Consider the following 23,961-nt stretch of genomic DNA (forward strand, 5'->3'; position numbering starts at 1 on the left):
TTTCTCCTCACTAAATAAAATGCACGCATTTTATAAATTATGAATGATGAGTGATGAATTTTGGAATAAACTCTCTGAGTCTCATCCTTAATTCATCATCTAAGTCATCATTAATTAAAAAGCATTGCTTTTTTTATTTCTTCTACTTTCTCTGGTGCTATTTGTTTTAATATTTCAAAAGCAAAAGGTATGGCAGCAGCTGGTCCTCTTCCTGTAATTATATTGCCATCAACAACCACTAACTCCTCTTGATAATTACAATTACCTAATTGATCTTCAAATCCTGGATAACATGTTACATTTTTACCTTCACTTAAACCTGCTTTACCTAAAGATATTGGTCCTGCACAAATAGCCGCAATCTTCTTATTGTTACTGTTAAATTCTTTTAATAAATTAATAACTCTTTCGTCATCTCTTAAATTTACTGATCCTGGCATTCCACCTGGTAATACTACCATATCATATTCTTTAATTTCTTCATTGAAAACTTTATCTGCCTTTAATGTTATATGATGAGATGTTGTTACTTCTTGATTTTTTGTAGCAAATGTATGACATTCTACACCTGCTCTTCTTAATATATCTACTGTTGTTAATGCTTCTATAGTTTCAAAGCCTTCTGCTAATAATACAGCTACCTTCATATCTATCTCTCCTTATTAAATTATATTTCTATGTTATATTTTATCACTAAATCCTTATTTTTATATAAAAAAATGAGGTATATAATTTATACCTCATTTTTTCATTTTTAATTTTTCATTCTTAATTCTTAAAAGTTTGCTTCTACAACTTCATCATCAAGATCAGTTACCATAACTACAGTTCCTCTTCCAGCCCTATTTTGTAGCTTGATATCCATAGCCTTAATATCTTTCTTTTCCTTATTCTTAGATATTAATGTTATTGTATCATCATTTATTATACCTAAGTCTTCATAGTTTTCTTTTACTTTTGCAGCAATTGCTTCATCGCCATCTTTTAAACTAATTCCAGTAACACCTGACGCTATTCTTCCCATTGGATTTACATTTTCACTGGAGAATTTAATAGCCATTCCACCTTTAGTTACTATAATAACATCACTTAAAACATCATCAGCCATTCCCACAGCAATTATCTCATCATTTTCATACTTGAATTTATAACCTTGCTGAACCAAATATTCTCCACCATACTCACTTAAGGCAGTCTTTTTAACCATTCCCTTTTTCGTGAAGAAGTACAGCATCTTTTCCATAGTGAAATCTTTTATAGAATAAATATTTATAATTCTTTCACCCTTACTAAATCCATCTACTAAACTTGTTAATGGTATTTCTTTTTCATTGATCTTTGTAAGTAAGAATCCCTTAACCTTATATACATTACCCTTATTACTAAATAATATTAAATCACTTAAATTATCAGTATTCACCTTTAATCTATGGTTTTTCTTAGCTTTGGCAAAAGCTTTGAAATTATTCTTCGCCGTAAGTCCTACAGAGAATTCACAGTATTCAAACTCATTAGTATAAGCTACTTCAACCACTTCATCATCTGCTGTAAGATTAAATAGCTGCTGTCCTAAGACATTTCTTTGCATATCTTCAATCACCGGTACCTGTAACTTGAATTCTAAACCTAGTTTTGATTTTACTTCTAAGAATTGTCCATCAAATTCACTATCTACAAGTACACAGCTTACAACAAATTCTTTTTCTCTAAGCTTTAAAGCTTGTAGCTTGCTATAATTTGTTACAAACTTATCTAATGTACTTCTCTTTACAGTACCTTTATTAGTAATAAACTGAATGCTTCTCTCTGCATCAAATATATTTATTGACATTGCAGATACAATATTTTCTTCTTCTAGTTTTAATGATTTGATAATAGAATCAATTCTTTCACCTTTTTCTTTCCATTTACATTCAGGAATATTTATACCTTTAGTTTGATACATATTCCCTTTATCAGTAAATACTAAGACATTCTCTGCTGTATTTGATTTAAATAGATATTTAAGTTCATCACCATCTCTATAATCTATATCATCAGCATTAGAATTAGATCTTGTGTAGCTTCTTACTGGTAGTCTCTTAATAAATCCATCCTTTGATAAAGTTACCATTACATCTTCAACTACAATAAGCTCTTCCACATCTATCTTAGCTTCGCTATCATTTTCCACCACCATGGTTCTTCTTGGATTTCTATATTTATCAGTGATTTCTTTTAATTCTGTCTTAACAACCTTTAAAAGTTCTCTTTCACTGGCTAAAATTTTCTTTAATTTTTTAATTTTCTTTTCCAGCTCAGCATATTCCTTTTGGAATACTGTTATTTCAAGACCAGTCAATCTATAAAGCATAAGCTCTAGGATTGCTTCTGCCTGCTCTTCTGTAAATCCAAATTTGGCAACAAGGTTTATTCCTGCATCCTTTTTAGACTTTGAAGATCTTATAGTAGCAATAACTTCATCTAATATATTAATTGCCTTAATAAAACCTTCAACTATATGGAATCTCTTTTCTGCTATTGCTAACTCCCTTATAGTTCTTCTTGTGATAATTTCCTTTTGATGTTCAATATAATGCATTAATATAGTTTTAAGCCCCATTGTTTTTGGTTTTCCATTGGCTAAAGCAACCATATTAAAACTTAAGTTACATTGTAAATCAGTCTTCTTAAATAAATATTTAAGAACCTTATCTACTGATTCTCTTGTGGCAGCTTTTTTGAACTCTATTACAGCTCTTACTCCGCTTCTATCTGATTCATCTCTAATATCAACTATACTTTCAAGAACCTTTTGATGCTTTTTATCACCAGTCATTTCAGATATTGTTTGTAATAATTTTGCTTTACATCTTCTGTATGGGAATTCTGTTATTACAATTCCCAGTCTACCATTTTCCAATGTCTCTATAGATGTTTTAGCTCTTAAGGTAACTTTTCCTTCTCCTGTTTCATAAGCAGAAAGTAAAGATTTTTTACCTATAAGTATTCCTCCTGTTGGTAAGTCTGGAGCTTTTATATATTCCATTAACTGTTCTGTAGTTATTTCTGGATTATCTATACATGCTAGTACTCCATCTGTTACTTCTCCTAAATTATGTGGAGGTATATTTGTTGCTAGTCCTACTGCAATACCAAATGTCCCATTTACTAAAAGGTTAGGATATCTTGCTGGAAGCACTTTAGGTTCAAAATCACTATCTGAATAGTTTGGAACCATATCCACTGTGTCCTTATCAATATCCCTTAACATTTCCATAGCTATACTTGAAAGCCTTGCCTCAGTATAACGCATTGCTGCTGCACTATCTCCATCCATTGATCCAAAATTCCCATGCCCATCAAATAAAGGCTCTCTTGTTGAGAAATCTTGCGCCATAATAACCATTGCTTCATAAACTGATGAATCACCATGAGGGTGGAACTTACCTAGTACATCCCCAACAATTCTTGCTGATTTATAATATGGTCTGTCTGGAAAAGCTTTTAACAGATATGATCCATAAAGAATCCTTCTATGAACCGGTTTTAATCCATCTCTAACATCCGGAAGTGCTCTTTCCTTTGCAACTTCAACTGCATATGGAAGATAATTATCTGGCATAGCTTCTTCTATTGGCACTGTCATGATGTTCCTATCTCTAGGAATATTAATCTCTTTCTTTGCCATCCTTAATTCTCCTCTCCTCCACTCTAAAACTCTGCGTATTTATACATATAATTTTTTCTCGGCTCCACTACATCACCCATGAGAAGTGATACCATTTTTTCTGCTTTTGCAGCATCCTCTATGGTAACTTTATAAAGAGTTCTTGTTTCTGGATTTAATGTTGTATCCCAAAGCTGCTCTGGATTCATTTCTCCAAGTCCTTTATATCTCTGTATTAAGAAGCCCTTTCCAATTTCTTTTTTAACTTCTTCCAGCTCATCATCACTAAAAGCATATTTAAACACTTCTTTACCTTTTACAGTTTTATAAACTTTATATAAAGGTGGCTGTGCTAAATATAAGTGGCCATTAGTTATTAATGGTCTCATATATCTATAAATATAAGTCATCCATAATGTTCTGAATAGCGATAGGTAATCCTTTGATATTATCTCCAAATTTTCCCCCGCTCCACACCGTGCATGCGACTTTCACCGCACACGGCGTTCCCTCAAATTATAGCTTTAACTTCACCCAATTTTTTACTACCACATAATTTGCGTAGTGAATTAACTTTTTTTATCATCTCGCTTGTAAGTTTAAGTTTTTCCATAAGCCTTTTTTCTGTGTTTTCAGATGTACAATGAATTAATCTATGTACATACGTATTAACATATATTAGATTTTTATATTCATCTGTTCCACCTTTACTTCTTGGCTTTTTATGATGTACTTCCATTTCCTCTATTTCAAGAGGTAGCTTAGTGATTGCACATAATCCTAATTGTCCAGAGTATAACGAAATTCTGTTATCATTGTATTCTGCTGTTTGGCTTTTTACTGGATTATCTCTTAGATACCTAAGTATCTTCCAGCTTATCGTTTCAAGCTCCTTGTGAATTAACTTTCTACCTGATTCTGTGTAATTACATATATCATTGTTAAAGTTCATAGGTGGCTTATTCGTTATCGCCTGTATTGGAAGTATTGCATATGTGGTTTCTTTTTTATTATTATTCACCTTATGGACATAGGTTTTTATTTTGTACCTATTGTACCTTTTTAGCTTTTCTTTCGCACCCACATATTTAGTTGCTTTAAACCTTCGCCGTAGCTGATTATATTGTTTTCGTAAGACTCGATAAGCGATTATTTTGAAGTCTGTGTTGACCTCTGAGGCTATTTTGTAGTAATTATGCTGTCCCAGTATAACTGAATTGTATCTCATAACCCCTTTTCTACTCGGTTCAGCTTTTAACTTTTTAATTTCTTCTTTAATCTTGTTCTGTATTCTTTCCATCTGCTTATCAGCAATATGTGATGTGCAGACAAATTGTTTTCTCTTAGGCTTTAATTTTAGTTTAAAACCTAGGAAGTCTGTATAGTTCTTTCTTAAATTGGTAATTTTAGATTTATCAGGGCTTACTTCTAAGTGAAGTCTTTCTGACAGCCATTGCTTGGTTGCTATAAATATTTTCTGAGCATCTTCATAACTGGAGCAGAATATTTTAAAGTCGTCTGCGTATCTGACAATGAACATTCTTTTTAGCTTTGTTGATTCTTTCATCGCCCTGTATTTATTTGAGTGGTCTAAATATGCTTTTCCTGACTTTAGTGTTCTTATTTTACTATAATTTTTCCTAGTCGGAAAAGCTTCCCACTGACTACTGACCCACCAATCCAGTTCATTAAGAACTATATTAGCTAATAGTGGCGATAAGATTCCACCTTGCGGTGTACCTTTATTAGGAACTCCAACTCCTTTTATTTCTGCCTTTAACATCTTATTTATAACACATATCAAGTTTTTGTCTTGAATACCTAAGCTCCACATTTGTTTTATTAGTTTGGAGTGGTCTACATTATCGAAGAATCCTTTGATGTCTATATCTACAACATAGTGTAGTTTTGTTTTATTCATTAGTGTCATTGCCCTTGATACTGCATGGTGAGTTGACCTATTAGGTCTAAAACCATAGCTATGGTGATAAAATTTTGCCTCACATATTGGTTCAAGGACTTGCTTTATACACTGTTGTATAAGTCTATCTTCTATTGTAGGTATACCTAAAGGTCTTGTTTTACCATTCTCTTTTGGTATCTCCTTTCTCCTTACAGGTTGTGGATTGTAATTTTCCAATCTTTTTCTAACATATTCAATGACTTCCTCAATGCTCATTTTAGAAATATCTCGGATATCTCTGTGATTTGTACCACTTGTTTTACTACCCTTATTCTTTCTAACGTTTCTATAAGCTAATTTTATATTTTCTTCGCTTACTATTAATGGCATTAAGTTTTTAAACTTTTTATTAGCCTTACTTTCTTTATAAAGCTTATCAAAGATTTCTTGAGTACTGTAGTACTCATTATTCCTAAGAGAAGTTTTCTTCGCTATTTTCTCTCCGTCAAAATGTGTCATTAGTTAGCTATTACTCCTTACGGTGTTTTTCGCTTCTCTTAGTCTTACTCGAACCTAATTTTCAAAAATTGTTTTACTAGATTGTTCTAGTAGTAAAGTTTAAAGTTATAATCTGACTTGTGCCTATCCCTCCACAGCTTATTATCACTGCTTCAACGGTACTGTGGCACTACTCTCACCAAGATTAAGAAATATTATAGTTCAAATTTAAGTTTCCCTAAATCTGTATTACCTTTCTATCTCAACACTTCATAGGATGTAGCTCCTCCATGTTCTTGGCTTTCCACGTTCCAACAACTAATATCCTTACATATGTCTTTAGGTGCTTCCTTTAATCCTGTCTTGCGTAATGTTGCCTGTAACAACATAAGGAATTTCATGACCACAAATCTTACTTTTCCTCACAAGACCACACAACTTCGGTGTGAGTAACATTTCGATTACTTCAGGCTTATAGGACTGTACATTCGGAAGTTCGTCAGTCACTTTGCTTACACATCGTAACATTCTCACCATGGACATTTTATGGACCCCCGACCTATCATACACTCGACCACCTCTGGTTCGCTTTTCCTCTATGCTATCTTAGATACCATGTTAGGGTGTACTCTCAGCCGTCTTCACCGAGCTCCACACAGTTCATTGTCTACCCAAATTCCTGCATGTCGGAGTATTAGGGGTGCATTTCGGGACGTTACTCCTTCATTCTACATCTCTCAAATTGTTAGTTCTCCTAGCTCCTAGGAGCTAGTGGCTAGTCTTTTCAACTAGCAACGTGTCGCACTATGATATCCATCAACATCGGCATCACTCATAATAATTATTTTGTCATATTTTAAATCTTCTTCTTTATAATTATCTAATGTTCCTGTACCTATAGCAGTATTAAATATCTTAAGTTCTTCTGATGCTAAGACATTTTCAAGCTTTTGCTTTTCAGTATTCATAATCTTACCTTTTGATGGCATTATACTTTGGAATCTTCTATCTCTAGCTTGTTTTGCAGAACCTCCGGCAGAATCTCCCTCCACCACAATAAATTCATTTACACTTTTATCTTTTAAAGTACATACAGCTATCTTTCCTGCAAGAGGTGCTGTTCCTTTTCCTACTTTTTTCTTTTCTGCTTCATTGATTTTTTTGATTTTTTCTCTTCTTTGAGCTGCTGCTAAAGCATTGTTTATAAGGCTTGTAGCTACTTCCTTATTATCTTCTATCCATTCACAGAATTTTGTATAAGATAAATCATTCATCATTGTATAAGCTTCTGAACTTCCTAGCTTAGTCTTAGTCTGTCCTTCAAAGACAGGATTTGTTATCTTGATTCTAACGATGGCAGTCATACCTTCTCTTAAATCATCACCTTCAAATTCCTTATCTTTTTCCTTAACTAATCCCAATTTCTTAGCCCATTCTTTAAATGCTCTTGTCATCCCAGTCTTAAATCCACTTTCATGTGTACCAGCTTCTGTTGTTGGAATGTTATTTACATAACTTGCTATATATTCAGTTGTTGAATCTGTAAATTGAATACATACTTCACCAAACATCTGTGTATTATCTACATTTCTTTCTCCTTCAAATATAATAGGATTTTGATGAATTGGTGTCTTACTTTCATTTAAATACTTAATGAAGTCTAAAAGACCATTTTCTGAATAGTATTCCTTCTTTACTTCTTCATCTTTTCTTCTATCTATAAGCTCTAAATATATCCCCTTATTTTGGAATGATAACTCTTTTAATCTCTCATCTATGATATCAAACTTAAATTCTGTAGTACTGAATACTTCCTTTGATGGTTTGAAAGTTACTCTTGTACCAGTATCCTTTGACTTACCTACTATTTCTAAAGGAGTAACTGCTGTACCTGGCATATCCTTACCTATTTCTTTATCAAAGGCATATTCAAATCTCTGTCTATATATATTACCATTTTGATGAACTTCTACTTCTAGCCATTCTGATAACGCATTTACTACAGCTGCACCAACACCATGAAGTCCTCCTGATGTCTTATAATTTTTATTATCAAACTTACCACCAGTATGAAGTTCAGTATAAACCATTTCCACCCCTGTTTTTTTCTTAATTGGATGTACTCCTGTTGGAACCCCTCTACCATTATCTATAATTGTTACACTTTTATCTCTATTTAAAATAACGCTTGCTTTATTTCCATAACCATTAGAAATTTCGTCAATGGAGTTATCTAATATTTCCCATATGCAATGATGTAATCCCTTTGTTCCAGTAGACCCAATATACATCCCAGGTCTAACTCTTACTGGTTCAAGTTTTTCAAGTGACGTTAAGTCAGTTACATCATACTTAACTTTATTTTCCATGTCCCTTCGAACCTCCAAAAACCATTCTTTAATTTTTTAACTATACTATTCTATCACATTTTTATATTTTAACAAAACATACTTTCGATTACATCTATTTATTTTTTCCTTTTACAGTTATTATCTCTTGCATTAAAAACTTTTAATTATAATATTTTAATTTCTCTTTACATATTATCCCGCAAAAAAGAAAAGAGTTCCCAAAATCTTTGAGAACTCTTCTATAATTTTTAACTTCTTAACTTTCTTAACTTCTAAACAATTCCTTGTGCCATCATAGCATCTGCAACTTTTATAAATCCTGCTATATTAGCTCCTGCTAATATATTTCCTTCACAGCCATATTCTTTAGCTGCTTCTGCAGAGTTTTTATAAATATTAGTCATAATATCTTTTAATTTTGCATCTACTTCTTCAAATGTCCATGATAATCTCATGCTATTTTGTGACATTTCAAGAGCAGAACAAGCAACTCCACCAGCATTAGCTGCCTTAGCTGGCCCAAATAATACACCTGCTCCTTGTAATTCTGCTATAGCATCTAATGATGTAGGCATATTAGCTCCTTCTGAAACAACTTTTGTTCCATTAGCAATTAATACCTTTGCTGATTCTAAATCAAGTTCTCCTTGTGTAGCACATGGAAGAGCAATATCACATTTAATATTCCATATACCTCTACATCCTTCATGATACTCAGCAGTAGGTACATAATCTAAGTATTCCTTGATTCTTCCTCTCTTAACTTCCTTTATTTCCTTTACAGCATTTAAATTAATTCCATTTTCATCATAGATATATCCATTAGAATCACTAAGTGCAACAACTTTAGCTCCTAATTCTGTAGCTTTTTGAGTTGCATATATAGCTACATTTCCTGAACCTGAAATTACAACTCTCTTACCTACAAAAGACATGTTATTATCATTCATCATTTCTTCTGTAAAATACACTAATCCATATCCAGTAGCTTCTGTTCTAGTAAGGCTACCACCATAATTTAATCCCTTACCTGTCAAAACTCCCATATGGCTTGCATTTCTTAATTTCTTATAATATCCATAAAGATAACCTATTTCTCTAGCTCCTACTCCAATATCACCAGCTGGCACGTCAGTATCAGGTCCTATATGTTTATAAAGCTCTGCCATAAAACTTTGACAGAATCTCATAACTTCTCCATTTGATTTACCTTTAGGGTCAAAATCTGATCCACCTTTTCCTCCACCTATTGGAAGTCCTGTTAAAGAGTTTTTAAATATTTGTTCAAAACCTAAAAATTTAATAATACTTGCATTAACAGTTGGATGTAATCTTAGCCCACCTTTGTATGGTCCAATTGCACTATTAAATTGAACTCTATATCCTCTATTTACTTGTACTTTTCCTTTATCATCTACCCATGGAACTCTAAAGAATATTTGTCTTTCAGGTTCAACTATTCTTTCTAGAATCCCAGCTTCAACATATTCTGGATGAACATCAAATACTGGAGCAATAGAAGTTAATACTTCCTTCACAGCATCATTAAATTCCTTCTCACCATTATTTCTTTTTTCAACTTGTTCCAATACGTAATTTACATATTCAATTCCTCTCACGTTTGTAGGCCCCCTTAAAATTTCTTCACCCTCTATTATAATCCTTTTGGAAGAAAAAAAGTAATGTTTTGTAAAAATTTAATATTTTCGTAAAATAAACCTTATTTTTTTATTATTTTATTTCTTTTATTAAATCAAATATATTTTCACAAGATTTACTTTTATCAAAAGCAATACATGCCTTTTTCATTGTTTTTAACTTTTCATCATTAGTTAATAGAGCTTCAATGGTGTTTCTTATACTTTTATCATTACTACTTAATCTTATAGCCATATTATTCTTAACAAGAAAATCTGCATTTTCTTCTTCTTGACCTGGTATTGCATCAAAGATTACTAAAGGTGTATTACATGCTAATGCTTCAGTTACTGTAAGCCCTCCTGGTTTGGTAATTATCATATGGGCACATTTCATATACTTAACAATTTCATCTGTAAAATATATAAGCTCTATATCTCTGTTACTTAAAGCAACTTTTTCCTTAAACTTTTCATAAAGTTTTTTATTTTTGCCAGTAATTATAATTAATTTAAAATCATAGTTTATATCTATAATATCCTCATAAATTGCAAGTATATTCTTCACGCCAAAACTTCCTGCCATCATAAGGATAACTTTTTTATGATGATTAGAATTAACATCATTTATATAAAAGCTTTTCTTTTTTTCATCATAAAAATCCTCGTCAATGGGAATACCAAAAGAATGTATTTTTTCCTTATCTACACCTACTTTTATCATTTCCTTCATCATATCATCATTGGATACTATGTACTCATTTACATTATCTCTTATCCAAGCATTATGTGAACTATAATCTGTCATTACACATATAAGAGGGATATTAATCTTATTTTTCATCTTTAAATAAGCAATCATTTCAGTAGAAAAAGGATGAGTTGTAAGTATTATTTGTGGTTTAAATTCCTCAATAAGAGGTATTAACTTTCTGGCAAATATACTATTCATCCTATTAATATAATTATTCATCATTGGTTTATCATTACTTAACTTATATAGCTTTCCATATAATTTAGGAGTTTTCTTAGCTAGATATAAATATCCATTGCTCACTGTCTTATCAAGCAACGGATTTATATACTTAAAAGTGTCCACTACATTTACGTTAATGGCCTTATCTTTTTCTTTAAAATAATTCTTTAACGCATTTGACGCCCTTATATGACCACCACCAGTAGCTGCAGTCAGTATGAGTACATTCATGTCATATCATACCCTTCATAACCATTTATATAGTTTCTTACTTTACCTATTTATTTCATCAATAATCTTTTCTATAAAAGATATATTTTTTCCTTTGATGTATAAATATATAGGTATATTAGCTATTATACCCATAATACTTCCACATATAATATCCATCATTGTATCTATAAGACTATTATTTTGTGAATGAAATCCAAAAAGCATATCAGTGGAAAATTCCCATATCTCCCATAATCCTGCTGCTGCAATAGAAAATATAATAGAAAATATAACTACAAAATAAGTATTAAAATCCCCTTTAATATTTCCGTTATTTAAATATAAAAATAATACAAATCCTATGATAGCAATTATTACACCCGATAATAAATGTAGCAATTTATCATAGATAGGAATTATTCTATATAAATCCCATACATTTCCTAAGTATATGGAGGAAAAAGTAAAAGCTAATATTACATAAAAGCATATTTCAGATTTTTTTAAAAATGTTATTTTACATACAAAATAAACAATCCATGCAGTGACTGCTGCTAAACCTATCCTAAACAACTCATCATAATCCTTTATTGCATACTTATATATAAAAGTTATAATTAGTACTGCCATATAAATGAGATTAACTAAAAGTGGTTTGTTTTCTTTAATGGTCATTTTAACGATCTCCTCTCACCTAATAATAATGCTATTAATGCCCCAACAATAAGGCCACCAAAGTGAGCTGCATTATCTATATTGCTGCTACTTATACCTATTATTACATTTACAAAGATAACCTGTAAAATATTCATCATATATGCTTTTCCCATTTGCTTTCTATGTTTTATGCCAAATATGAGCATTGCGCCAAACAATCCAAATATAGCCCCTGAAGCTCCTACTGAAACTGATTGCGGTCCAAAAATATAGCTAAATATACTTGCTGCAATAGCTGACAGTAAATATATCACTAAATATTTTACTTTTCCATAAACATATTCAATTTCTGGCCCTAATATTTTTAAGGCATACATATTAAAAAATATATGAATTAACCCTCCATGAAGAAAGGCACAGGTTATCAACCTCCAAACCTGCCCTTTATCAATAAGAGAATTTACTTTTGCTCCCATGATTATTAAAGTATATATATCTATATCAAATATATTTTTCGAAATCCAGGCAGATATTAAAAATACTAACAAATTAATAGCTATTAATATGTTAGTCAACATCATATATTTATCTCTTTTATTATTGGTCTTTTTCGTAATATCCATTTCATTAATAATAGGAATAAGTAGTTTACAGCTATTGCTGCTGTAAACTACTTTCTTATCTCTTAATGAATAAATAAGCATATTATCATGTTCATAATAATCATAAGAACCTTCAATAGTTACAATTTCATTTATCACAATGTTTTTGTTATATAAAGACTTAAGATATTTATATGTTTCATCATAAAGTGAAACATTATATGAGTTTTCTGCTATTATTATAGAATAAAGCATACTTTCATTTTCTAAAATTGCTATCCATTGTTCTTTCTTAAGGCTTTCACTATAAAAACTTCTTATGTAAAAACCTGCTTTGCTTACCAAAGTATTAAAAAGCTTTTTTTCAAATTTATCCATTACTATATTTCTTTCTCTAACATCTCTAATAATTCATTAAATCTATCGATAGTTGCTTGTAGTGGTTCAGATGTAGTCATATCTACGCCAGCTTTCTTTAATATTTCTATTGGGTAGTCGCTTCCACCACTCTTTAAGAATCCTACATATTTTTCTACAGCATTTTCTTTTCCTTCTAAAATATTTTTAGCAAAAGCTGATGCTGCTGCATATCCTGTTGCATATTGATATACATAAAAATCGGTAAAGAAATGAGGAATTCTTGACCATTCAACATCTATATCTTCATCAACTATCATATCCTCACCAAAATATTTAACATTTAACTCATGCCATTTTGCATTATAATCTTTAGCTGTTAACGCCATTCCTTGCTCAAAGCTTTCATGAGTCCAAAGTTCAAATTCAGCAAACATCATTTGTCTAAATACAGTAGTCCTAATTTGCTCTAACTCTTGATTAATTAAATATAATCTTCTCTTCTTATCTTTTTCAGTATTTATTAAATGATGTATTAAAAGAGCTTCATTTGTAGTTGATGCTACTTCTGCACAGAATAAAGTATATCCTGCATAATAATAGCTTTGTTCTTTTCTTGAATAGTATGAATGTATTGAATGACCCATTTCATGAGCTAATGTTGATACATCACCTAATTGATAATTATAATTTAAAAGTACATATGGCTTAGTATCATATCCACCCCATGAATATGCGCCGCCTCTTTTACCTTTATTCATATATTTATCTACCCAACCATCCTTAATTCCTTGAGTAAATATATCTAAATATTCTTTTCCTAAAGGTGTAAGTCCTTCAATAATCATTTCTACAGCTTTATCAAACTCTATATGCTCCTTATCAAGTTCAATAACAGGAACATATAAATCATACATATGCATTTCATCTAACCCTAATAATCTCTTCTTCAACGAAACATATCTATGAAGACTTGATAAGTTTTCATCAATTGTCTTGATGGCATTAGTATATACTTCAACTGGTATATCATTTGGTTTTAATGATGCTTCTAGTGCACTATTATAATTTCTTATTTTGGCTCCAAAATTAAAAGTTTTAATAGAGCTTGATAAAGTGGTTGCTAAAGTATTTTCAAAGGCCTTATATTCTTTAAATAATCCTTCAAATGCAGCTTTTCTAACAGCTCTATCTTTTGATCTTATAAATGAAGAATAATTTCCTTCTGTTAATTCAACAGTGTGTCCTTCTTCATCTTTAATATCACCAAATTTCATATCTGCATTAGTCATTATATTATGAATAGACGATGGTGCATCAAGGCAATCAGATGCTGCTGCTAAAAGTTCTTCTTCCTTTTCGCTTAAAACATGTGGTTTTTCCTTTAGGATGTTTTCTAGTAAAAATTTATATTCTTTTAAGCCATCTAATCTTTCTATTTCTTTTTCAACAAATCCATCTTCCAGTGAAAGAATTTCTGGTACAAAATAAGCTGAATATGTAGCATATTCTGCCATATAGGCATCTATTCTATTCATCATACTTTGATACTTAGTATTGGCAGTATCTTCATCACTTCTTAAATGTGCATATATATAAATCTTTTCAGCTTTTCTAGATATTTTTTCATTTACTTCAAAGTATTCTAATAGCTTTTCCCCAGAACCAAGCTTTCCTTGAAATTCTTTTAATTTAGGTGCTTCTGTCTTAAGCTCTTCAAATTCCTTTTCCCATACTTCATCACTGCTGTATATTTCATTTACAAGCCATTTATCTTCTTCTCTTATTTCCTCTCTTTTCTTTAAAACCTTATCTTCCATAGCCCTATCGCTACAATCTACACTGTAGCACTCCTTTCTTATTTATACTCTTCTTCTTTCCCCTCAATATCCTTAAATACCTTTTCCATTGATTCTTCAACTAATTCTATACAAAGATCTAATTTTTCTTTTAAATAATCATAATCATCCTTATATTCAAACTTTACTAAAAATGTTGGATTATATTCATCTTCTATATCCTCTATATCTAACCCTTCACCTTTAAATAATTCATAATCAAATAAATCATAAATAGCAGAATATTGCCATTCTTCTACATCCTCTTTTGTATCAAATATGAAGTAAACTGTATCACCTTTTACATAGAAGTTTTTTACAAATTCAGCACCTTCTGAAACTTGAAAACTTCCAACCTCCTTCGATACAAATCCTGTTTCATTATCTCTTTCCATTAATATTAAACTTGAATAATCCATTGCATTTCTCCTATTTCTCTCTTGTAAAATTTTCATATATTTTTATTATAATATTAGCTTAAAAGTTTATCAAATTTTCTTACTGTTTCAAAACAATGATAATTCATTCCTTCTTTTGAGTGATTATTAATGAAATCTTTTACTTCTACAGTAAAGTTTTCTGACTCATCTAATTCTATATCCACAGTATCATCTTCATTAAAAGTAAGACTTGTTACTTCTCCATGAGAAATTTCTTCATCTTCATAATAAAAAGTTACTCCTGCATCCACTAGTGTTTCATAAATGTCCATTAACTCTTCTATTTTATCGCTTCTCATTTGTTAATCTCTCCTTATATTATTCCTTTTAAAAATGTTATATAAAATGTAGTACCTTTATTAAGCTGGCTTTCCACTGTAATAGTGCCGTTATGTGCCTCTATTATTTTACGGCTTAATGACAAGCCAATACCTATACTGGTAGGATTCAATGAATTTTCTCCTTTATAAAATCTATTAAAGATTTTTCTAAGTTCATCCTTTTTTATGCCTTCTCCATTATCCTTTATTGAAATTCCTATAGATAAAGGTGTTTCTTCTAATTTTATATCTATAATACCATTATTTTCTGTATGTTCAATAGCATTTTTTATAATATTACTAATAGCCTCTTCCATCCATTTTTTATCATGAAGATAATATCCTTGGCTATGACAATTTAAAATTATTTTTTGACTTTTTTCTTCTGCTTTTAACCTTAGAGGTCCTATGGCATTAACTATAGTTTCTTTTAATGGTATTGTATCTTTATTATATTTCACAACATTACTTTCTATTCTGGCATATTTTAATAAGGTTGTTATAAGCCATTCCATTCTATCTAATTGCTTTGAAGTAAATTCTATAAACATATTTTTATCTTCTACAGACATACTTTCATGATTTTTTAAAATATCATTATAAGATATAAGTGCCGCAAGAGGTGTCTTTAATTGATGTGATATATCGCTTATTATATCTTTCAAAAGTATTTTTTCATTTTGAAGATCATTTAAAGCTTTTTTCAGTCTTTCTCCCATAGATAAAAACTTATTATAGAATATAAAAAGCTCCCCTTCTTTAAAATCAATAATCTCACTATTAAACTTTCCTTCAACCATATTATCAGCTAAATTTCCCAATACTTTTAATTTATTAAATATAGGCATGATTATTTTTATATTTACTAAAATTAATAATAATAAAAAGGTTGCCTATACAATTATCCATATTTTATTAACAACTCTTCTTTCATTGTTTATAAGATAATTTTTATACGCTGGTAAAGTTATACCATATGAGTATTTATCCATATAACTTAATCCTAAATTATAATTTTCTTTATTATATCCTTTAATAATTATAGGTATTATTTCATCTTCTAACTCTGGATATTTTTCTAATATAGCTCCTGCTAAAGCAATATTTTCTTTGGCATAATTCTTACTTATGTTATTAAAAGTTAAATTAATACTTAGAAATGAAATACAATAAAAAATTATTCCTAACGTCACTACAGCAATAATTACTTTTTTTATTTCACTATTTTTCAATATATTACTCATGTTACCTCTCCCTAACATCCATAGCCCATCTATAACCAATTCCTCTTACAGTTTCTACGTATTTTGGCTTCTTAACATCGTCTTCAATTTTTTGTCTCAATCTTTTAATATAAACATTTAATGAATTTCCATCTACAAAGTTACCTTCAATATCCCAAAGCTTTTCTAATAATTTATTTCTTTCTAATACATTTCCCCTATTTTCTATAAGTATCAGCATTAATTTATATTCAATAGATGTAAGTTCTATAGGCAACTCATTTTTATAAACTTTATATTTAAGTGGCTCCAACTTTATATCACCTGAAATAATATATCCTTTATTTTCTTCCCTGCCTTCATTTATTCCTCTTCTCCTTAATACAGCTCTTATTCTAGATGTAAGCTCCTTCACTCTTATAGGTTTAGTAACATAATCATCCCCACCTAAATCTAATCCCATAACCACATTAACTTCTTCATCACAAGCTGTCATGAAAATTATAGGAATCTCACTTTTTTCTCTTACATATTTACAAAAATCATATCCAGTTCCATCTGGTAACATAACATCAAGCAAAATTAAGTTAAAGTTACCTTTTTCAAAACTTTCTCTAGCTTCCTTTAAATTTTTACTATGAACTACATCAAAACCTTCACTCTCTCATTTACATAATTTTTCCATATAAATATTTATAATAATGATGAATTATGAATTAAAAATTATGAATTAAGGATGAAACTCAAAGAGTTTCTAATAAATATATATTTTCTAAACTCCCTTAAGGAGTTTATTCATCAATTCATCATTCATCACTCATAATTCATCATTATCAAAGTTTACTCGCTTGCTTTTATGGTTTCCACCAATGTCATTTTCTTAAGTTTTCTAAGTGGAATAAGTGAAGCAATTAAAACAATTATTAAATTAGCTATAATCCCTATAATAAATGGTGATAAATACAGTCCGTCATTTAAAATAAATCTTTATCCACTATCTTTTTCACTTTAAATTCCATATAATTATTATTTTTAATATCTTCATTAATAGCCTTTTTACACTCTTCCATATCCATAATCTTCATATATTTCAACGAAGCTGCAGGTATTTTTATAATATCCCCTTCTTTATAATTTGTAATATCTATTTTTTCTAATTTTCCATCTTCATTATACCTGCTAATACTATTTATAAGTATTATCTCATCATCCTTTAAATTATCTACTTCTATTTCCTTAAGTGTATTTTCTGAATAAGAAAACACTTCATTAGTGAAATATCCATCTATTAACAATCCTGGATATAATCTTTTAAATTCATCAGTTAAATTGTTACTATCTAATACAATATTACAAGTTATTTGCTGTCTTCTATATATATTATCTATATCTTTAATCTCTTTTAATTTATCCTCTACTTCACTTGAATTTTCTGCTTTATATTCATATATTCTTCCATGAATGAAACTAGTTTTCTGTATATATTTTAATTCATTTATTCTTTTTAAATTTAATGTGGTAAAAGTTATAAACATAATAAGTGAAATACTTAAGGAAAGTATTGTGACTACAAATCTTTTAGAATTTTTTCTTATATTTTTATAAGCTATCCATCCTTCCACTCCAAAAATTTTTCTTACTAATGTTCCTTTATAATATTTTATTTTTTCACCATGATCATTGCCTTTGATAACATTAATAACATTAACTTTTCCTGCCCTTTTTGCTGATCCATAACATGCAAATAAAATAGTAATTAATCCTAAAACAAGTGTAAATAATATAATACTTGGATAAAACTTTACTGTCATTGAGTCACCATTAAATATTGATGCTATTTTACTACCTAGAAGGCTAACTGTCACTTTTACACCTAAATATCCAAAAATCACTCCCAAAGGCACTGATATTAAACACATTATTATACCTTCATTAAAAACTATGGAGCTTATTTGCCTTGGAGTAGCTCCTATACTTCTCAATATACCAAACTGCTTAACTCTTTCTGCCACTGAAATATTTATTGCATTGTATATTAAAAATATAGTTGCTATTACTATTACAGCAAAAACAAATGCTACTATACCTTTAATTACAATATTTATTCCATCTCTTGTACTTTCTCCTTTTAATAATAAAAGATCATTATTAATATTCATTATATCTTCAACATTAAACCTTTTGGCTTTTTCATAAATTGTATTTATTTTATTACCACTATCAATTACTGAAAAATAAACAAAATAGTCTTTATTTGCTTCTATATTCTCTAATAATGTATATGCCGAAAAGTAAGTACCACCAATATATTTATCTTTTTCAAATCCAACAACTTTATAAGTCTTAGTTTTATCAGTTACTTCATTATTTTCATTTATTATATTTAATACAATTTCATCATTAATATTAATACCAAAAAACTTCTTAGCACTTTCATTTAATATTATTTCATCACCATTTTCTGATACTCTCCCTTCTTTAATCCTATATGAAGTAATTATATTAAAATATTCTTCATCACCTTTTAAAATATCAATATAGTTTTCTTTTTCATTTTTTATATCTGTAAAAACTCCTTCATAAGTGGTTACAGCCACCTTTTCTAAATCAACATCATATTTAAGTGCTTTAATATTTTTATAATTTATCCCATTAAAACTGCACTCATAATCTCCACCATCATTTATGATTAAATTATACATATAATCTTTTAAACTTAATCCTAAAAAGCCCACTCCACTAATTAATGATAGTGATATTATTATGCCAACAATGGTGAATAAGGTTCTCTTCTTTTTTTCTTTTAAATACTTTACAGTGATTTCACTATAATTTTTCATTATTTATTCACCTCATTGCCTATTATTTCTCCATCAGCAATGGTTATTACTCTATCAGCTTCCTTTGCTATGGCTAAGTCATGAGTTATAAGAATCAACGTTTGATGATACTTTTTAGCAGAATACTTTAATAATTCTAAGATTTCTTTTGAATTTTTAGAATCAAGATTTCCTGTTGGTTCATCAGCCAAAATTAATGATGGCTTATTAGCTAACGCTCTTCCTATGGAAACTCTTTGTTGCTGTCCTCCTGAAAGTTGAGCTGGATGATGTTTTTTTCTTTCTTCTAAACCTAAAATCTTTAATAACTCAGCCTTATATTCTTTATCCATCTTACCACCATCTAAAAGTACTGGCATTTCAATATTTTCTTCTGCTGTTAATACAGGTATTAAGTTAAAAAACTGAAATACAAAACCTATTTTTCTTCTTCTTAAAATAGAAAGTTCTCTTTCTTTTAAGCTATACATATTAGTACCATTTAAAATTACCTCTCCGCTGCTTGGTTTATCTACTCCCCCTAGTAAATGTAAAAGTGTACTTTTTCCTGATCCTGATGCCCCTACTATAGCTACAAATTCTCCTTCATTAATTTCTAAATTTATATTATTTAAAGCCTTAACTTCAACTTCACCTTTGCCATATATCTTATTTAAATTCTTTATTTCTATAAAAGCCATTATTATTTCCCCTCTCTCTCAAACTTTATACTTATACTATAATTTACAAATATTACTTTACCATAAATTTAAAAATTACAATTTTGTAATAAACATAAAAATAACTAGAGCTTATATTAAGCTCTAGTTATTTTTTCTATACAATTTTGAATATACTTAGGGAAGTACTTTGTAAGCTCTGCATGACTATTATATTTCATTACATCAAACTCACAATCATAATTTAATTTATTAATCTCATTAACCAAGGGCTTTAAATCACTTTCATAAGTTTCCTCTTCACTGGAATAATGCAAAAATATCTTAGTATTATTTTTAGTGCTTTCTTCTAATTTTTTCTTCATAAGTACATTTAAATACTCTATGGAATCTTCACATGTATTTCCCATAATATATTCTAAAATTTCTTTATGACCTGGTAAATTTAAATAATTACCTAACATATACTGAGGAGCCCCTGCAATAACATAAGTGTTCTTTCTATCTAAAGCAAAATATAATGCTCCATAAGCACCTTTGCTTGAACCTATATAAACTTCTTTTTTAGGCTTTATCTTATTGCAAATGCTATTTATCAAACTTTTTACATCTTCTACAATCTTAAAATCCTTATCTTTTCCTAAATAATATGCCCCTCGTCCATCAAAGCCAAAATCATCTAAGATAAAAAGCTTATTGACATCATACTTTTCAACGGTTCTCATATAATTATATCTTGCCTTTTGACCTTTAGCTGTACATGAAGTAAAAAGAATTAATAAAACTTCTGAATTTTTATTTTCCTCCAATATATACTTAACTTTATATTTTTCACCCTGATATACTTTTTGTTTCATTGCCATTTTATATTTTGTCTTTAACAAATCTATTGCTTTACTTATCTTGCTCATTTTCACCTCTTAGTTACTTATCTTTAATTTCTAATTTTTCTAAACTCTACGAGTTTATTCCACAATTCATCATTCATAATTCATAATTCATCATTAACCTAAGTATTTATCATCTATTAGCTTTATGAATCTACTTTCTTCTCCTCTTCTTCCATAAGCTCCTTCAAGACTGCATGTCATATAAAGCCTTTTCTTTGCTCTAGTGATAGCAACATAAAAAGTCCTTTTTTCTTCATCAATATTATTTGCTTTCACTGACATATATGAAGGGAAAGTATTTTCCTTTAGTCCTGCTAAAAATACCGTATCATATTCTAGTCCCTTTGACTGATGCACTGTAATTATAGGTATCTTAGGAAATTTGCTTCTATTTATAATAAGTGCTTCTAAATCGCCATTAGATAATGCAATGATCTTAATTATTTCCATAAGAGCATCCCTATTGCTCTTTTCTTCTTCATCTAACTCCTTTAAAAGCATATAAAAATCCCTCAGACGCTCTATTTTTTCACGTCCCTCTTCTCCTGGATATAAGGTCTTTATACTAAACCCATTAATAACTTCAGCCACAATATCACATGGTCTTAAAGATTCAGCCTTAATAAATAAAGCATTTAACTTATTTCTTATAGCTGTAAAAGCCTTCATATGCTTTGACATATGAGCAATTCTCTCTAGTGATGTAGGTTTTATCTTATTTTTTATTGCCATCACTAAAAGTTCTTTTGTGGCTAAAATATCATCCATAGCATCATGGCTTGGTTTGTTAACAGTTTCAAAAATCCTGCTTAATGTATCTAATTTATGATTAGGTAAATTGGAATAAAATCTCTTATAAATATCTAAGGTATCAAAAAAGCCTTTAAATTTTACTTTTCCTAAATTTAATCTACTTAATTCACTAGTTAATATATTTATATCAAATTGTACATTATGCCCTACAATTATTGCATCTTTTGAAAATTCTATAAACTCTTTTAATACAACTTCTTTATCTTCTCCATTTTCCCTTAAGAACTCATCACTAAATCCATGAACATGCTCCGATGATTTTACTGACTTCTTATTCTTTAAGAACTTTTCAAATTTTTCTGTAACTTCACCATATTTATTTATCTTTATGGCAGCTATTTGAATTATTTCATCTTCAGTAACATCAACACCAGTGCTTTCCACATCAAAGACAATAATATTATTATTTTCAAATTCATTGATTAAAAGCCCGTATTTCTCACCAAATAAAACAGTATTTTCATCAATATAATCACAAAGGCTTATGCCTATTGATTTATACTCATCAGATTCTATAGCCTCAAAAGCCTTATCTCCTACACCAGTAGGTAGTCTTTTTACAATTCTTTTTAAACTAATTGCATCATTCTTATTGCCAATAAGCTTTAAAAAAGCAATAATATCTTTTATTTCCTGCCTTCTAAAGAATCTAAACTGATCCACTAAGGCAAAAGAAAAATCTGCTCCTTCTCTAGATAATATATTCTCAATGTTTCTGCTAAGCTCAACATTATATCTATTATCTCTTGTTAGTACTGCTATCTTATTTAAATCTTCACCTTTAGCTTGTAGCCTTCTTATTTCATCCACAATGAATCTTGCTTCTTCCATGGAGTTATTTAAAGCTTTATATTTAATCTTTTCACCTTCAGCTTCCGTAAAAGCCTTTATTTCTTCTTTATATATTTCATTTACTTCATTTTCAAAGGCATTTTTTAAATATGATAAAGATGCCTCTGTAAGATTCTTAGTTGCCCTATAATTTTTTACAAAGATAATTTCCTTTGGTTTATATTTACTTTTAAACTTATCAAATATCTTATTTGGTTCCGAACCTCTCCATTTATATATAGTTTGAAAAACATCTCCACAAATTAAAATATTATTATTGCCAAATATCTTTTCTATTATTGAATATTCCAAGAAACTAGTATCTTGTACTTCGTCAATATTTATATATTTATACTTGCTTCTTAGGCTATTTATTAAATCTTCATTCTTAAACAGCTCTTTTGCACTGACAATTATATCAGCAAAATCAACGGCATGATTATTACGTAAAGCCCCATTATAGCTATTAATAAGTGTATGACCATTTTCTTTAATGAATTTTTTAAAATTTAAATTTATATTACCTCTATCTGAACATATGCCATTAAGCTTCTCTTCATTCTCTTTAAAAGATAAATTTATTACTTCTTCATAATCCTTCTTTTCATCTTCAGAATAAATATCTCTTCTTGCTCTTTCTAACTTTATAAAATCTAGAAATCTTTGAATTAAGGGAATAGGAAAATTGTAATAATTACATGTTTTTATTATTTCCACACAATCATCTTCATCAAAAACCACAAAATCAGTAAATATATCTGTTCTTTTTTTGGCTTGTAGCTTCATAATATCGAAGCAAAAACTATGGAAAGTGCTTACATTAACCTTATTTCCTTCAGCACCGGCAATCTGCTCCACCCTCTCCTTCATTTCCTTGCATGCCTTATTGGTAAAGGTAATACATAATATTTCATCACCACTGGCCTTTTTAGCTTCAATTATATTAGCAACTCTTCTGGCTAAAGTTTCAGTCTTGCCAGTTCCTGCTGAGGCCAAAAGCATTATATTTTCATTTAATTCATTAACAACTGTAACCTGCTCTTTATTCAGTGCCACAAAAACACCTCCGAAATTTTTATACTATCTACTATTATAGCCAAAATTAAATAAACTGCGAAACTAATTGTTTAATTAAACAATTAAGAATGAAAAATTAAAAATGAAGAATGAAGAATTGAGGATGAAATTCCTTGAGGAAATTTCTTAAATATATATTTAAAAAGAATTTCGTAGAAATTCTACCCTTAATTTTTAATTCTTCATT

General features: G+C 29.5%; 16 protein-coding genes and 3 pseudogenes. All 19 read right to left on the reverse strand.

The features are described from left to right. Positions 1 to 110: 110 nt before the first annotated feature. The 19 genes and pseudogenes from Q5O44_RS14915 to Q5O44_RS15005 all read right to left on the reverse strand — a co-directional run bounded on the left by Q5O44_RS14915 (position 111) and on the right by Q5O44_RS15005 (position 23,753). Complete coding sequence (locus Q5O44_RS14915; protein WP_022169252.1) at positions 111 to 647, reverse strand: DJ-1 family glyoxalase III; 537 nt, start codon at positions 645 to 647, stop codon at positions 111 to 113. A 128-nt stretch (positions 648 to 775) separates the two neighbouring features. Further along, positions 776 to 3,670, reverse strand: coding sequence for a DNA topoisomerase IV subunit A (locus Q5O44_RS14920; RefSeq protein ID WP_022169253.1), 2,895 nt, complete (start codon positions 3,668 to 3,670; stop codon positions 776 to 778). A gap of 23 nt (positions 3,671 to 3,693) precedes the next feature. Continuing rightward, positions 3,694 to 4,071, reverse strand: a pseudogene (locus Q5O44_RS14925) (DNA topoisomerase IV subunit B); the annotation flags it as partial. Between the two features lie 89 nt (positions 4,072 to 4,160). After that, positions 4,161 to 6,071 (reverse strand): group II intron reverse transcriptase/maturase, encoded by a 1,911-nt coding sequence (gene ltrA / locus Q5O44_RS14930; protein ID WP_022169255.1) that lies wholly within the window; start codon positions 6,069 to 6,071, stop codon positions 4,161 to 4,163. A gap of 776 nt (positions 6,072 to 6,847) precedes the next feature. After that, positions 6,848 to 8,419: pseudogene (locus tag Q5O44_RS14935) on the reverse strand (type IIA DNA topoisomerase subunit B); the annotation flags it as partial. Between the two features lie 254 nt (positions 8,420 to 8,673). Then, positions 8,674 to 10,020 (reverse strand): NADP-specific glutamate dehydrogenase, encoded by a 1,347-nt coding sequence (gene gdhA / locus Q5O44_RS14940; protein WP_022169258.1) that lies wholly within the window; start codon positions 10,018 to 10,020, stop codon positions 8,674 to 8,676. A 112-nt stretch (positions 10,021 to 10,132) separates the two neighbouring features. Further along, a complete protein-coding gene (locus tag Q5O44_RS14945) occupies positions 10,133 to 11,245 on the reverse strand; it encodes a glycosyltransferase (RefSeq protein WP_022169259.1) in 1,113 nt (370 codons plus the stop codon). Between the two features lie 42 nt (positions 11,246 to 11,287). Continuing rightward, on the reverse strand, positions 11,288 to 11,902 hold the full coding sequence (locus tag Q5O44_RS14950) for a hypothetical protein (protein WP_022169260.1): 615 nt from the start codon (positions 11,900 to 11,902) through the stop codon (positions 11,288 to 11,290). Continuing rightward, positions 11,899 to 12,864 (reverse strand): rhomboid family intramembrane serine protease, encoded by a 966-nt coding sequence (locus Q5O44_RS14955; protein ID WP_022169261.1) that lies wholly within the window; start codon positions 12,862 to 12,864, stop codon positions 11,899 to 11,901. Before Q5O44_RS14955 ends, Q5O44_RS14950 begins: the two co-directional genes overlap by 4 nt. Positions 12,865 to 12,866: 2 nt before the next feature. Then, positions 12,867 to 14,663 carry an oligoendopeptidase F gene (pepF, locus tag Q5O44_RS14960; RefSeq protein ID WP_022169262.1) on the reverse strand — a complete coding sequence of 599 codons (1,797 nt, stop codon included), beginning with the start codon at positions 14,661 to 14,663 and terminating at the stop codon, positions 12,867 to 12,869. 38 nt (positions 14,664 to 14,701) lie between these two features. Further along, a complete protein-coding gene (locus Q5O44_RS14965) occupies positions 14,702 to 15,100 on the reverse strand; it encodes a DUF6762 family protein (RefSeq protein WP_022169263.1) in 399 nt (132 codons plus the stop codon). A gap of 53 nt (positions 15,101 to 15,153) precedes the next feature. Further along, on the reverse strand, positions 15,154 to 15,420 hold the full coding sequence (locus tag Q5O44_RS14970; protein WP_022169264.1) for a hypothetical protein: 267 nt from the start codon (positions 15,418 to 15,420) through the stop codon (positions 15,154 to 15,156). Between the two features lie 14 nt (positions 15,421 to 15,434). Further along, positions 15,435 to 16,241 carry a sensor histidine kinase KdpD gene (locus tag Q5O44_RS14975; protein WP_291661875.1) on the reverse strand — a complete coding sequence of 269 codons (807 nt, stop codon included), beginning with the start codon at positions 16,239 to 16,241 and terminating at the stop codon, positions 15,435 to 15,437. A 93-nt stretch (positions 16,242 to 16,334) separates the two neighbouring features. Beyond that, positions 16,335 to 16,685 carry a hypothetical protein gene (locus Q5O44_RS14980; RefSeq protein WP_022169266.1) on the reverse strand — a complete coding sequence of 117 codons (351 nt, stop codon included), beginning with the start codon at positions 16,683 to 16,685 and terminating at the stop codon, positions 16,335 to 16,337. A gap of 1 nt (position 16,686) precedes the next feature. After that, positions 16,687 to 17,328, reverse strand: a pseudogene (locus Q5O44_RS14985) (response regulator transcription factor); the annotation flags it as partial. A 310-nt stretch (positions 17,329 to 17,638) separates the two neighbouring features. Continuing rightward, complete coding sequence (locus Q5O44_RS14990) at positions 17,639 to 19,504, reverse strand: FtsX-like permease family protein (RefSeq protein WP_022169268.1); 1,866 nt, start codon at positions 19,502 to 19,504, stop codon at positions 17,639 to 17,641. After that, complete coding sequence (locus tag Q5O44_RS14995) at positions 19,504 to 20,184, reverse strand: ABC transporter ATP-binding protein (protein WP_022169269.1); 681 nt, start codon at positions 20,182 to 20,184, stop codon at positions 19,504 to 19,506. The genes Q5O44_RS14990 and Q5O44_RS14995 overlap by 1 nt, the downstream gene beginning before the upstream one ends. A gap of 116 nt (positions 20,185 to 20,300) precedes the next feature. Continuing rightward, on the reverse strand, positions 20,301 to 21,074 hold the full coding sequence (locus tag Q5O44_RS15000; RefSeq protein WP_022169270.1) for a hypothetical protein: 774 nt from the start codon (positions 21,072 to 21,074) through the stop codon (positions 20,301 to 20,303). A gap of 93 nt (positions 21,075 to 21,167) precedes the next feature. After that, positions 21,168 to 23,753 carry a 3'-5' exonuclease gene (locus tag Q5O44_RS15005; RefSeq protein WP_022169271.1) on the reverse strand — a complete coding sequence of 862 codons (2,586 nt, stop codon included), beginning with the start codon at positions 23,751 to 23,753 and terminating at the stop codon, positions 21,168 to 21,170. Positions 23,754 to 23,961: the final 208 nt, after the last annotated feature.

This window comes from Clostridium sp. CAG:221 (assembly GCA_000435835.1).
Taxonomy (GTDB): Bacteria; Bacillota; Clostridia; order Clostridiales; family Clostridiaceae; genus Clostridium.